Source organism: Haloferax volcanii DS2, from assembly GCF_000025685.1.
Lineage (GTDB): Archaea > Halobacteriota > Halobacteria > Halobacteriales > Haloferacaceae > Haloferax > Haloferax volcanii.
Genome location: NC_013964.1, coordinates 26,839 through 39,237, shown reverse-complemented (window position 1 = coordinate 39,237; position 12,399 = coordinate 26,839). Strand labels below are relative to the sequence as shown.

The window sequence follows — 12,399 nt, the reverse complement described above, 5'->3', positions numbered from 1 at the left end:
TCAGGCCTCCGTGCGAAGTCCCTTCGCGAACTGTTCGGCGAACGCGACGTACAGGATGAGCGTCGGAACCGCCGCGAGGAACGCCGCGGACATCCTGATACCGAAGTTGATGCCGGAAGTCGACGCCCCGATTGCGGGCAGCACCAGCGTGACCGGTGCTGCGGGCGCGTCGGACCCGGTGACGAGCGTGAACGCGAAGAGGAACTCGTTGTAAATCTGCGTGAACTGGTAGATGAACACGACGCCGAACATCGGCTTCGAGATGGGCAGGATGATGCGCCGGTAAATCTTCGTGATGCTCGCGCCGTCGATTTTACCGGCCTCCACGAGCGAGTTCGGGAGGCTCTGGTAGTACGACCGGAACAGTATCGTACAGATGGGAATCCCGTAGGCGATATGGGTGATGACGAGGGGGACGAGTTCCGCGTGGTACCCCTGGAAGAAGGGTATCGACGCCACCATCGGCTCTATCATCCGCGCGAGCGGGAAGATGTTGTTCCAGAAGCGTGCGAGCGGGACCAACACGGCCTGATAGGGGACGAAGACGCCGACGACGAACAGCATCAGCATACCCATCTGCGCCCGCCAGTTGACCATCGTGAGGCCGTAGGCTGCCATGCTCCCGAACAGGACGCTCCCGATGGTCGCCGGAATCGACATGATGAGCGAGTTGAAGAACGACCCCGAGAGCTGTTCGAGGGCGAACTGGATGTTCCCGAGGGTGAAACCCTCACCGACCGGCGGCGCGAAGGGAAGCGAGCGAGCGACCGACTCGTTCGTCTTGATGGCGGTCATGATTCCCGTCTCCAGCGGGACGAGGAAGAACCCGAGGAAGAACACGACGAGAGCGTACTGGGCGACGCGCCGGAGGTTCACGTCCTCGACGAGCGATGCGACGTCGAAGTTGCCTGTGGATGACGACTGTGACATGGTCAGAGACCCCCCTGTTTGTACTGGTAGTAGAGGTACGGTCCGATGACGCCGAGCGCCATGATGAGAAGCATGGTCGCGATGGCGGCCGAGTAGGCCCACTCACCGAACTTGAACGCGCGGCGAACCATGAGCGTCGCCAGGATGTCCGTCCCGTTCGGCGGGCGGTAGCGACCGACGAGGGCGTACAGGAAGGTGAAGGCCTTCAGCGCGAACACCATCAGCACGACGGCCGCGCTGACGGACGCCTCCTTCAGTTGCGGGACGATGATGCGGAGGTAGGTCCGAGTGATGCTCGCGCCGTCGACGCGGGCCGCCTCGAACTGGTCGTCGGGAATCGACTGGAGCCCCGCGAGGTAGACGACCATCGTGTATCCGCTGAACTGCCAGATGAGGGCCAATATCACCGCGCCGAGCGCGATTGATGGGTTCCCCAGCCAGTCTACGGGATTGAACCCGAGGGTCGTCACGACGAGGTTGAGGATGCCGCTTTCGACGTTGAACATCCAGAGCCACAGTTGCGCGGTGACGACGAACGAGAGGCTCATCGGGAGGAGATAGACCGTCTGGAACTTCTCGGAAAACCGGATGCCGTGGTCCAACAGGATTGCGAGGAACAGGCCGAGCACCAGACAGATAGTCGTAAAGCCTACGAGGAGGACCAGATTGTTCTGCGCGGCGGCGATGAACGCGTCGCTCGACAGCGCCTGTGCGTACATCTCCAAGTCGAGCGTGGAGTAATCGGGAGTCCCGAGGCCCTCGTAGTCCGTAAACGAGATGGCGAAGTTGTAGCCGGTACCACCGTAGACGGCGATGCTCATGAGGACGAACGGGATTCCCCAGTACGGCGCGGAGCGGACGAAGTCGCTGTTGAGGAAATACCGGAGCTTCGACTCCCACCCGACCGCCTCGTCGGTCGCGTCAGAAACGTGCTCCGTGTTATCGTGTGTAGCCATGGATATACCTATATTTTATTTGTGTATAATGAGGGTGAAGTTTCAGCCGAGGTCTCACTCCGAGACCGCTGCGACGAGCGCGTCGGCGGTGGCTTCGACGTTGAACGGCCCCATGAAGTTGTCGCCGAAGGCGGTCTTACACGCGCCCATCGTCTTGGGCGTGACTGCGAGCCCGTGGGCGATGGTCGGCGGGTAGGCCTCCGAATCGGTGAGGTCCTCGTACGTCATCGCGAGGAAGTCGGTCAGTTCGCTCGGGTCGATGTCGGTGCGGAGCGGAACCGACCCCTTGGGGTTGTTGAAGGCGATCTGGGCCTTCTTCGAGCCGACGAACTTCTGCCACGCGATGGTCTCCTCGCGGCTCGGGTTGTTGCTCGGCGCGACGATGGAGTCGACGTGGTAGAAGTAGATACCTTCCGTGCCCGGGAACGGTATCCAATCCCACTGCTCTTTGTAGTTGAAGCTGTCGTCGGCGCGGAACATGCCGTAGACCCAGTTCCCCTGGTGGATGGTGGCCGCCTTCCCCGAGATGACCTTCTGGCCCGCCGTCGTGAAGCTAATAGACGAGGCGTCGGCGGTGATGTAGTTCTCGTTGATAGTCTTCAGCGCCTCGAGCGCTTCCACGACGGCCGCCCTGTCGGGGTTGCCCTCGATGAAGTTCGTGTACGCCTCGACGCCGCTTTGGCTCGTCAGAATCTGCGCCCAAAGCTGGAGGTTCGTCCACGGCGCGACCATCGCCTGCGCCATCGGCGTCACGTCCGTGTTCTGGTCGATGGTTTCGAGCGCGTCGAGGAGCGCGTCGACGCTATCGAGGCTCGACGCGTCGATGCCGGCCTCCTCGAAGACGGCGGTGTTGTAGAACAGGTTGTTCATCCGGTGGGACCCGATTGGGACCGCCGGCATCTTGTCGTTGAACTTACACAGTTCCACCGCGCGGGACTGCATGGTGTCTTTGAATCCCTCGGCGTCCCACACGTCGGCTTCGAGGTCCATCAGTGCGCCCGAGTACCGTTCGAGGTTCTTCCCCGGCCAGTTGGCGAACGAGCTCATCGGGTTGTTGTTCGCGAGCCGTCGAAGAATCGTCGCGTTGAGGTTCACGTTCGCGCTCGCACCGACCGCCTGGAAGTTCGTATCCATCTCGGGATGTTCCTCCTCGAAGGCCTCGATGAGCGCGGTGACCGCCGCCTCGCCGTCGCCGCCGGCCCACCCGTGGAGCACTTCGAGTTGCGAGTCCCACGACTCACCGGAACTGCTCCCGCTCGTCTCGGTGTCGTCGGTGGAACCGCCGGAACCGTTCCCGTTTCCGCTCTCGGTGCTCTCCGTCTCGGTTCCGCCACCGCCGGTACACCCCGCGATGCCAGCGGCCGCACCCACGGTCAGGGCCTTCAAATATTTTCGACGGTTTACACTTTCATCGCTACTGTCATGCTCGACCATGTAGTACCCATGTTATCTACCCACACATATAGGTTGTGGATAGCAGATGATGATATAAAAACGGTGGGTCCCAGCAACGCGCTTCGCGATGGATTCGCCCCGAAAACTACCGCGCGAGAACCTGAACGCTCCTTCGAGAGGCGAACGAGACGCCGTTCGGGGTCGTGCGTCGTCGCCCGCGACACCGACTCGCAGTAGCGGTGCGTCGGCATCGACGAACGTCACTCCACGGTCGCTCAGCCACCGCCCCGCTCGCTCACTCCACGACGGTCGCCGAGTTGTCTCGCGGGCGGTAGCCGATGGCGCGCATCGTCTCCGTGAGCGAGAGATATCGGTCGTCGTTCGCCGAGATGAGGTTGACCGCGAGCGGCGAATCGGGAAGCGACGCCTCGACGGCCCGGCGCATCCCCTGTTCGCAGTCGCCGGGGCTGAGCCACATCGCGCGGACGTAGCGCGCGACCGACTCCTCTTCGTCCATCTTCTCGCGGACCTCGTCGGCCGTCAGGAGCCATCCGATGCGGAGATTGAGCACTTCCAGTCCGTGTCGGTCCGCGTAGTAGTTGCCAAGCGCCTCACCGAACACCTTGCTCACGCCGTAGTACGAGTCGGGGCGCGGCGGGTCCGACACGCCGACCGCCTCGGCGTCGGCCGCCAGCGTCTCCGGTCGGGTCGCGTCGGCGATGTTGTACATCTGGTGGACGTGGTTCGTGCTGGCGAAAACGAGTCGGTCGATATCGGCCGCCAGCGCCGCCTCGTAGACGTTGTACGTGCCGCCGATGTTGACCTCGTAGACGCTGTCCCACGCCGCGTCGGGGTTCGGGTTGGCCGCGAGGTGGACGACGATGTCGTGGCCCTCGAACGCCTCGGTCAGCGCGTCTTCGTCGCGCACGTCGAGGATGACGCTGTCGAGTCCCTCGCGCTCGCGATGCGTGATGGGCGTCACGTCGTGGTCCGACGCCAGCGCTTCGACCGTGACTCTCCCGACGTTACCAGCCGCTCCGGTGACCGCAATACGTGCCATACGATGACAATCGACGGAAGTCTAATAAACGTGTTCCAAGCGTCCGTCGCCAGATTCCCGTGGGGAAACACGTATGCGGCAGGGTCACAATCACGGCGTATGGTCGACCGACCAACCGCCTTGGAAGACCCGCTCGACGGCCGGACGGCGCTCGTCACGGGTGCGAGTTCGGGAATCGGCGCGGCGACCGCGCGCGTGCTCGCCGAGGACGGCGCGGACGTGTGTCTCGCCGCCCGCAGAGTCGAACGACTGGAATCGCTCGCTGACGAGATTCGTGACGCCACGGACGCCGCCGTGAGCGTCGTGCCGACGGACGTGACCGACTCCGACGCGGTCCGGGCGCTCGTCGACGCGACCGTCGAGCGGTTCGGCTCGCTCGACATCGTCGTCTGTAACGCCGGCCTCGGCATCGACAAGCCGGTCGCGGAGCTGACCGACGAGGAGTACCGCCTGATGACCGGCGTCAACGTCGACGGGATGTTCTACACGGCCAGAGAGGCGCTTCCGCACCTCGAAGCGTCCGAGGGCAACCTCGTCTTCCTCGGGAGCATGTCGGGGAACCACCCGCGGCCGCACAACCCGGTGTACGCCGCGACGAAGTGGTGGGTCCGCGGGTTCGCGTCGAGCCTGCAGGGGTCCATCGGCGAGGAGAACGTCGGCGTGACCTGCGTCAATCCGACCGAGGTTCGGACCGAGTTCGGCTCCGAGAGCGGCGAGACGCTCGAAGCGTCGTTCGAGGAGGGCGAAGTGACGGAGGCGATAGAGGTGGCCGACGCCATCGCCTACGCGGTCCGCCAGCGGTCACCGAACACCGTGCTGTCGCTCGACCTCTACCGACGCGACAAGCTCTCGCACTTCTGAGCGGCGGGCACGGGGGTTCGGGGGTGCGACGGCACGGCGACACGGGGCGCGGTGGCGTAGCAGCACGGCGGCGCAGTGTCGGCGTGCCGCGCCCCGAACCCGAGGGAAGCGTATTTTGCGGTCGGTTCCGAACGGTTGCTCATGACCGTCACGAGAGTGGTCGACACGTCGTGCCGACTCGGCGAGGGACCGGTCTGGCACCCCGACGAGAAGCGGCTGTACTGGGTAGACATCGAATCCGGGCGACTCCACCGCTACGACCCCGAGACCGGAGCGCACGACTGTCCGGTCGAAACGTCGGTCATCGCCGGCGTGACGATACAGCGCGACGGGTCGCTCCTAGCGTTCATGGACCGCGGTCGCGTCGGGCGCGTCGTCGACGGCGACCGCCGGGAAAGCGCGCGAATCGTCGACTCACCGACCCGGTTCAACGACGTCATCGCCGACCCCGCCGGGCGGGTGTTCTGCGGGACGATGCCGTCAGATACGGCGGGCGGGCGGCTGTTCCGCCTCGACACCGACGGAACGGTGACGACGGTCGAAACCGGCGTCGGAATCCCCAACGGGATGGGATTCACCCGCGACCGCGAGCGATTCTACTTCACGGAAACCGAGGCGCGCACCGTCTATCGGTACGCCTACGACGAAGAGACGGGAGCCGTCTCGGCCCGCGAGCGGTTCGTCGAATCGCCGGAGACGCCGGGGCTACCGGACGGGATGACGGTCGATTCGGCGGGGCACATCTGGTCGGCCCGCTGGGAGGGCGGCTGTGTGGTCGAGTACGACGCCGACGGCACCGAACTCGGCCGGTTCGACGTGCCGACGGAGAAGGTGACGAGCGTCGCCTTCGGCGGGCCGGACCTCGATTCGCTCTACGTGACGACCGCCGGCGGCGACGGGGACGGGAGCGCTGGCGAGGGCGACGAGAGCACCGGCGACGCTGCGGGCGCGCTGTTCCGCCTCGACGTGGCGGCGACCGGGCGGCCCGAGTTCCGCTCCGACGTTCGGTTGGGGTGAGTCGAAACGGACAGCGGCGGGCGGTCAGTCCAGCTCGACTGCGGCCCCGGTCTCGGCGCTCTCGTAAATCGCGTCGATGGTCCGCATGACCGACACGGATTCCTCGCGGTCGACGCGCGGCGTCTCGCCGGTCTCGACGGCGCGGGCGAACGCCTCGACCTCGCGGCGGTAGCTGTCTGTCGGGTCGAACGTCTCCGTGACGACGCGGCCGTCGGTCGCGTAAGTGAGTTCGGCCGCGGCCGTCGGGTCGACGTTGAACGCGGGGTTCGCCTCCAGCCGGCCGTCGGTGGTCTGGACGCGGTAGTACTGCGTCTCGGGCGTGTCGAACGACGATTCGACGCGGGCGGTCGCGCCGGAGTCGTACTCCAAGACGCCCGACATCCGGGTGTCGACGCCGCAGTCGCGCGTGTCGGTCGTGGTCGCGTACACCCGGTCGGGCGTCCCGAGGAAGAGTCGCGCCGCGCTGACGGCGTAGCAGCCCACGTCCATGACGCTCCCGCCGGCGAGGTCGGGGTCGATGCGGATGTCGTCGGCCCCGTCGGGCAGGCGGAACGAGAAGTTCGACGTGACAGAGACGACCGCGCCGAGCTCAGACGCGACGAGTTCCGCGGCCCGCTCGGTCAGCGGGTGGAAGCGGTACATGAACGCCTCCATCAACGTGACGCCCGCGTCCTCGCAGTAGTCGAAGACGGCGGCCGTCTCGTCGGCGCTGGCGGTCAGCGGCTTCTCGCAGAGGACGTGCAGCCCGCGGTCGGCGGCCGCGCGAACCCAGTCGGCGTGGAGGCCGTTGGGGAGCGGGATGTAAACCGCGTCGAGGGAGTCGTCGGCCAACAGCGCCTCGTAGCTGCCGTAGGCGGTGGGGATGCCGAGTTCGTCGGCGACGGCGCTCGCTCGCGCCTCGTCGCGGGACGCGATGGCGGCCGCCTCGTGCTCGCTCGCCTGCACCGCGGGGATGACCGATTTGACGCCGATGCCTGCCGTGCCGAGGATGCCGAACATCATGCGGGGAACTGCGGGAAACCCGATAATAAAACTGCGGGCGACGACGCGCCGAATCGAGTCCTACGTCCCGTCGGAATCGGGGTCGGCGTCGTGGTTGGCGGCGGCAGCGTCGGCGGAATCGGAGTCGGCGGAATCGGAGTCGGCGGCGTCGACGGCGACATCGGTCCCGCGCTCCGCCGCGGCGTAAATCGCGTCCATCGCGCGCATGTCCACGAGCGCGTGGTCGCCGTCGGGCGCGGGGTCGGAATCCGACAGGAGCCGGGACGCGAAGTAGTCGAACTCCTCCGTCATCTGGTTTACCTGCTCGAAGTCGTAGTCGGCGGACTGGTCCCCCCACGACAGTCGGAATCCCCGCTTTTGGCGGTTGTAGAACGCGGGCTCGATTTCGAGTTCGCCCTCGGTGCCGGTCACCCGGAGGTGGCTCAACTGGTAAGCCGACTGGCTGGCGGTGCAGACCGCGAGCGTGCCGTCGTCGAAGTCGACGCCGAAACTGACGTGCTCGTCGCCGACGGCCTCGAACGCCTCGTCGTCGACGCGGGCGGTCGCCCTGACGCGGACGGGGTCGGCGTCGAGGACGAACCGGGCGGTGTTCAGCGGGTAGAGCCCGATGTCCATGACGGTCGCGCCGCCGGAGAGTTCGGGGTCGAGCCGCCACTGGTCGGGGTCGGGGACGACCTCGTCGAGCAGGCGCTGGGACATGTGGCCGTGGACGAACACCGGCTCGCCGATGACGCCGGCCTCGACGAGTTCGCGGGCGCGCCGGACGGCCGGCTCGGTCTGCATCCGATAGGCGACCATCAGGGGCACGTCGGCGCGGTCGCAGGCGGCGACGAGCTTTTCGGCCCGCTCGACCGACGCTTCCAGCGGTTTCTCGCAGAGGACCGCCTTCCCCAACTCGGCGGCGGTCTCGACGTACGGGAGATGCAGACCGTTCGGCGTGACGACGTACACCGCGTCGTAGGCGTCGGCGGCGACCCCCTCGTGGAACTCGTCGTAGGTGAGGCCGTGGGTTATCGACTCGGTCAACGCCGTCGCGCCCTCGGCTTTCTCCTTCGAACTGCTGACGACGACCGTCGTCTCGCAGAACTCGGACGCCTCGACCGCGGGAATCGCCTCGTCGCGGGTCCACCAGCCGAGGCCGATCATGGCGACCCGCACGGTGCCCGTCACGTCGTCTCCCTGCCAGTCGCGGCGCGTGAACTCCTCGACGATGTCGGTGGGGGCGGGGCTCATACGGTGGTGACGGAGTTCGAGAGGGTTCCGATACCCTCGATAGTGATGTCGACGTGGTCACCCTCTTGAAGGTCGAACGGCTGTTCGGGGACGAGCGACGTGCCCGTCAGGATGACCGCCAGTTCGGGCACCGTGTTGTGTCGCGTGAAGTACGACACGAGTTCGTCGCAGCTGCGGACCATCTCGCTGGTGTTCGTGGCGTCGTCGTAGATGACTTCGCCGTCGCGCTCGATAGTCATGCTCATCTCCAACTCGTGGGGGTCCTCCACGTCTTCGGGCGTCACCACACACGGGCCGATGGAACAACAGCGGTCGTACACTTTCGCCTGTGGGAGATACAGCGGGTTTTCGCCCTCTATCGACCGACTACTCACGTCGTTGCCGACGGTGTAGCCGACGATTTCCCCCCGGCGAAGCACGATACCCAGTTCGGGCTCCGGCACGTCCCATTCGGAGTCGCCTCTGACGCCGATGGCGTCGCCCGGTTCGACGGTCCGAGACGGCGTGGCCTTGAAGAAAACCTCCGGCCGGTCGGCGTCGTACACGTCGAAGTACATATCGGGCATGGAACTCTCCTCCTCGCGCGCTTGCTCGCTTATCTGGTAGGTGACGCCCGCGGCCCAGATTTCCTCGGCGTCGACGGGAACCGTCGCGTGCCGGTCGACGAACGCGTCGTCGACCACGTCGGCGTCCTCGGTCAGTTCGGCGGCGAGTCGGTCGACCGAGGTCCGGGCGATACTCGCCACCCGAGCCAAGTCACCGAACGTCCGAAGGTCCGCGTCGGCGCTCGTGAGGTCGTACGTCGTGGAGTCGCGGCTTGCCGTGAGACGACGCTCTCCCGACACCGCTAGCTGGTGGTAATGCATTCAGTATCCTCATTACCAGCGATTGTAATAAAAGTACGTCCCGGTATGGGCGGCGCGGGGCAATGCAGAAAACCCCGAGACGTCGGCGGGTTCGGTCTCGAACTCCCGGCCGGGTGTAGTTCGCTCGTCCGTTGACGACGAGCGCCGACGAGCGCGAGATGACAGGCAGAAGAGGCGACACGAGCCCGACGCGTGTGACGTAGAGAGACACACGAATTCCCAGTAACAGAACACGCCGAGTCGGCGGGTCGAATCGGCAACGCGGCGACGAGACGGCCGTGTCGGAGCCCACGAGCGCGGACTGACGACCCACACCGGTGTCGTCGAAAACGACCACCGAGAGAGACAAGTCGATTATTACGGCTCGTCTCGGCCGATAATCAGGAACGAGTGGGCCGAGAGTTCGCCAGACACTGCCGTTTTCTATCACAGAATGCAATCACAGCACGCACGAACGAGAGAGTCCGGGAACAGCCCACGCGACGTGCGGTGCGCCGGTTTTAGATTACACACATACGCTTGTAATTCGGGTGGCCGACGCCGAGAAGGGGGGCGGGGTTCCCGAGAGTCCGGAGCAAGAGCGAACGCGGGGGACGAGTCACTCGGCCTCGCCCTTCGTTCCCTATTACAGAACGATTGTCCAGCAGTCTCCGGCGTCTGCCGGCGGCAAACCTGTCGGAAGCGACATCGAAACTCCCGTCGGGAGGGGCTAGCGCGCGCTCACGAGAGCGCGTCGATGGCGAAACGGGAGACGAGAGACGGGAGACGGGAGACGAAAGACGGGGTTAGAACGCGCTGTCCGCGAACCCGCCGTCGACGGTGACGACCTCACCAGTCACGAACGAAGACGCGTCGCTCGCGAGGAAGACCGCCGCGCCGACGATTTCCTCCCGTTCCGCGACTCTGCCGAGCGGCGTTCGCTCGTCGATTCGCTCGCGCTTTTCGGTCCCTTCGGCGTAGGTGTCGGCGTTCTGCGGCGTGATGACGAAGCCCGGTGCGATGGCGTTGACGCGTATCTCGGGGGCAAGTTCCTTCGCGGACGCGCGGGTGAACGCCTCGACGCCGCCCTTCGCCGCCGAGTAGGCGGGGAGGTTCGCCATCGAGAGCCGCGCGGCCAACGAGGAGATGTTGATAATCGACCCGCCGTCGGCGACGGCCGGGGCCAGCTCCTGCGTCACGCGGCGGACGCCCCCGAGCGCGATGTCGGTGACGTGGTCCCACGCGTCGTCGTCGATGTCGCGGACCGTCTCGCGGGATATCGCGCCCTGCGAGGCGACGACCACGTCGACGCCGCCGAACTCCTCGACGGCGCGCTCGCGGACGCGTTCGAGCGAGGCCGGGTCCGTCACGTCGCAGGTCTCCCGAACCGCGTTCGCTCCCAGTTCCTCGATGGCGTCGGCCGTCTCGTCGACCGCCGACTCGCGTCGGCTGGTTGCGAGGACGTCCGCGCCCTCGCTGGCGAATCCGAGGGCGATTGCCTGACCGATACCGCTCGTCCCGCCGACGACGACGACGCGCTTGTCACTGACGGAGACTGGCGTGTGCTCGTATGCGACCATGGTCTCAGTCCGCACGGTGCCGACATGATAGTTGCGGAACGCGCGACGGGAGTGCCGCATGCAATACGTTTTTACCGACCCGTGCCACATGTGCTCTCATGCGAGGACTTGCCAAAGTAGAGCGTAGCTCCGGCGCTATGGAGTTCGTCGAGCGACAGAAACCGAAACCGGGTGCCGGAGAGGTGCTCGTAGAGGTCGACTACGCCGGCCTCTGCGGGAGCGACGCGGGAATCTACGAGTTCGAATCCGCCTTCGAGCGGATGGACCTCCCGACGGTCATCGGCCACGAGTACGCCGGTCGCGTGGTCGAAGTCGGCGACGGCGTGACGGAGTTCGGCGTCGGCGACCGCGTGGTCGAACGACCGATTCGCGGCTGCGGCGAGTGTTATCAGTGTCGCATCGGCGAGGAGAACGTCTGCCAGGACGCGGTCATCACCGGCGTCGACCACGACGGCGCGTACGAGCGGTTCATCGCCGTCCCGGAGCGCGCCCTCCACCCGATTCCCGACGACGTGAAACAGCAGCACGCCGCGGTCGCGGAGCCGACGAGCATCGCCGCGCGCGCCGTCATCGAGAACTCCCGGGTCGGCGCGGGCGACCGCGTGTTGGTCGAAGGCCCCGGGCCAATCGGTCTGCTCACGGCCCAAGTCGCGGGCGCGCAGGGCGGCACCGTCGTCGTCTCCGGCGTGGGACAGGACGCCGACTATCGCCTCCCGCTCGCGGAGGAACTCGGCTTCGAGACGGTCAACGTCGCCGACGACGACACCGAGGCGCGCCGCGAGCGCCACACCGGCGGCGTCGGCTACGACGTGGTGTTCGACACGACCGGCCACCCCTCGGGGCTCACGACGGCCGTCGACGAGGTCCGCAAGGGCGGCCAAATCGTCCTCGTCGGCCAGACCGGCGAGACGTCGATGCCCTACTCCCCGCTCGTTCGGGCCGAAATCGACCTCCAGTGTTCGTACGCCTCGATGTACGAGGACTTCGAGCGCTCCTTCCGACTGATTCGCGACGGCGACGTGGACTGCGAGACGTTCGTCGACACCCGGTTTTCGCTGTTCGAAGCCGACGAAGCCTTCGAGACGTTCATCGAAGGCGGGACGTGCAAGCCGGTGTTCGATATCTCGGAGTTGGCGTAGGGAGAGCGGTCGACCGCAACCCAGACCGGATAATAGTAAATCAATTTAAACACAATATTACATCCGGCGTAAATAGATATATCAACCACGGAACCCCGCAATATAGCTGAAGTCAGCTTTTTATACCCATTTTGACTATATAGGATAGATATTAACAGAATTTTCCGGTTTTATTTGGACATCTGAGATATATTCACAGAAGTAAACACACAGAAGAAACAAATATAAGTAAATAGATTCAATAATTTGAAAATTATTCTAATATTCTTCCTTATAATATTGTTTGGTTTATGCAATTCTAATGCGTCAGCCGAACCTCGAATCGGGACACGGAGCTACTGGGAGGTCGCTAAGGAGACGAAGCGAGGAGAGTCGAAGGGC

11 protein-coding genes are annotated in these 12,399 nt (G+C 65.1%); 3 read left to right on the top strand and 8 right to left on the bottom strand.

Going from position 1 to position 12,399, the window contains the following annotated elements; translation table 11 throughout:
* The 4 genes from xacI to HVO_RS00150 all read right to left on the bottom strand — a co-directional run bounded on the left by xacI (position 1) and on the right by HVO_RS00150 (position 4,341).
* Entirely contained in the window at positions 1-930 is a 930-nt protein-coding gene (gene xacI, locus HVO_RS00165; RefSeq protein ID WP_004041119.1) for a xylose/arabinose ABC transporter permease XacI, read from the bottom strand.
* 2 nt (positions 931-932) lie between these two features.
* Positions 933-1,886 (bottom strand): xylose/arabinose ABC transporter permease XacH, encoded by a 954-nt coding sequence (xacH, locus tag HVO_RS00160; RefSeq protein ID WP_004041120.1) that lies wholly within the window; start codon positions 1,884-1,886, stop codon positions 933-935.
* Positions 1,887-1,940: 54 nt separating this feature from the next.
* Positions 1,941-3,257, bottom strand: coding sequence for an ABC transporter substrate-binding protein (locus tag HVO_RS00155; protein ID WP_004041121.1), 1,317 nt, complete (start codon positions 3,255-3,257; stop codon positions 1,941-1,943).
* A gap of 319 nt (positions 3,258-3,576) precedes the next feature.
* The gene (locus HVO_RS00150) at positions 3,577-4,341 is read right to left on the bottom strand and encodes an NAD-dependent epimerase/dehydratase family protein (protein ID WP_004041122.1); all 765 of its coding nucleotides are present in this window, start codon (positions 4,339-4,341) and stop codon (positions 3,577-3,579) included.
* 99 nt (positions 4,342-4,440) lie between these two features.
* Between HVO_RS00150 and HVO_RS00145 the strand changes: the two genes are divergently transcribed.
* A complete protein-coding gene (locus HVO_RS00145; protein WP_004041123.1) occupies positions 4,441-5,202 on the top strand; it encodes an SDR family oxidoreductase in 762 nt (253 codons plus the stop codon).
* 141 nt (positions 5,203-5,343) lie between these two features.
* The gene (gene xacC, locus HVO_RS00140; RefSeq protein ID WP_004041124.1) at positions 5,344-6,219 is read left to right on the top strand and encodes a pentonolactonase XacC; all 876 of its coding nucleotides are present in this window, start codon (positions 5,344-5,346) and stop codon (positions 6,217-6,219) included.
* A 24-nt stretch (positions 6,220-6,243) separates the two neighbouring features.
* Here the strand turns inward: xacC and HVO_RS00135 are convergent, their stop codons facing one another.
* From HVO_RS00135 to HVO_RS00120, 4 genes are all read right to left on the bottom strand, one after another.
* On the bottom strand, positions 6,244-7,221 hold the full coding sequence (locus HVO_RS00135; protein ID WP_004041125.1) for a D-xylose 1-dehydrogenase: 978 nt from the start codon (positions 7,219-7,221) through the stop codon (positions 6,244-6,246).
* 60 nt (positions 7,222-7,281) lie between these two features.
* Complete coding sequence (locus tag HVO_RS00130; RefSeq protein WP_004041126.1) at positions 7,282-8,454, bottom strand: D-xylose 1-dehydrogenase; 1,173 nt, start codon at positions 8,452-8,454, stop codon at positions 7,282-7,284.
* Complete coding sequence (locus HVO_RS00125) at positions 8,451-9,320, bottom strand: fumarylacetoacetate hydrolase family protein (RefSeq protein ID WP_004061785.1); 870 nt, start codon at positions 9,318-9,320, stop codon at positions 8,451-8,453. The genes HVO_RS00130 and HVO_RS00125 overlap by 4 nt, the downstream gene beginning before the upstream one ends.
* Before the next feature lie 785 nt (positions 9,321-10,105).
* Positions 10,106-10,879 (bottom strand): SDR family NAD(P)-dependent oxidoreductase, encoded by a 774-nt coding sequence (locus tag HVO_RS00120; protein ID WP_004041128.1) that lies wholly within the window; start codon positions 10,877-10,879, stop codon positions 10,106-10,108.
* 98 nt (positions 10,880-10,977) lie between these two features.
* Here HVO_RS00120 and HVO_RS00115 point away from each other — a divergent pair, with 98 nt between their 5' ends.
* Entirely contained in the window at positions 10,978-12,018 is a 1,041-nt protein-coding gene (locus HVO_RS00115; RefSeq protein WP_004041129.1) for a zinc-dependent alcohol dehydrogenase, read from the top strand.
* The last annotated feature ends 381 nt before the right edge of the window (positions 12,019-12,399 follow it).

Excerpts from the sequence above, each read along its gene's own strand:
- xacI (WP_004041119.1), bottom strand. The coding sequence starts at position 930 with ATGTCACAGTCGTCATCCACAGGCAACTTCGACGTCGCATCGCTCGTC.
- xacH (WP_004041120.1), bottom strand. The coding sequence starts at position 1,886 with ATGGCTACACACGATAACACGGAGCACGTTTCTGACGCGACCGACGAG.
- HVO_RS00150 (WP_004041122.1), bottom strand. The coding sequence starts at position 4,341 with ATGGCACGTATTGCGGTCACCGGAGCGGCTGGTAACGTCGGGAGAGTC.
- HVO_RS00145 (WP_004041123.1), top strand. The coding sequence starts at position 4,441 with ATGGTCGACCGACCAACCGCCTTGGAAGACCCGCTCGACGGCCGGACG.
- xacC (WP_004041124.1), top strand. The coding sequence starts at position 5,344 with ATGACCGTCACGAGAGTGGTCGACACGTCGTGCCGACTCGGCGAGGGA.
- HVO_RS00135 (WP_004041125.1), bottom strand. The coding sequence starts at position 7,221 with ATGATGTTCGGCATCCTCGGCACGGCAGGCATCGGCGTCAAATCGGTC.
- HVO_RS00130 (WP_004041126.1), bottom strand. The coding sequence starts at position 8,454 with ATGAGCCCCGCCCCCACCGACATCGTCGAGGAGTTCACGCGCCGCGAC.
- HVO_RS00125 (WP_004061785.1), bottom strand. The coding sequence starts at position 9,320 with ATGCATTACCACCAGCTAGCGGTGTCGGGAGAGCGTCGTCTCACGGCA.
- HVO_RS00120 (WP_004041128.1), bottom strand. The coding sequence starts at position 10,879 with ATGGTCGCATACGAGCACACGCCAGTCTCCGTCAGTGACAAGCGCGTC.
- HVO_RS00115 (WP_004041129.1), top strand. The coding sequence starts at position 10,978 with ATGCGAGGACTTGCCAAAGTAGAGCGTAGCTCCGGCGCTATGGAGTTC.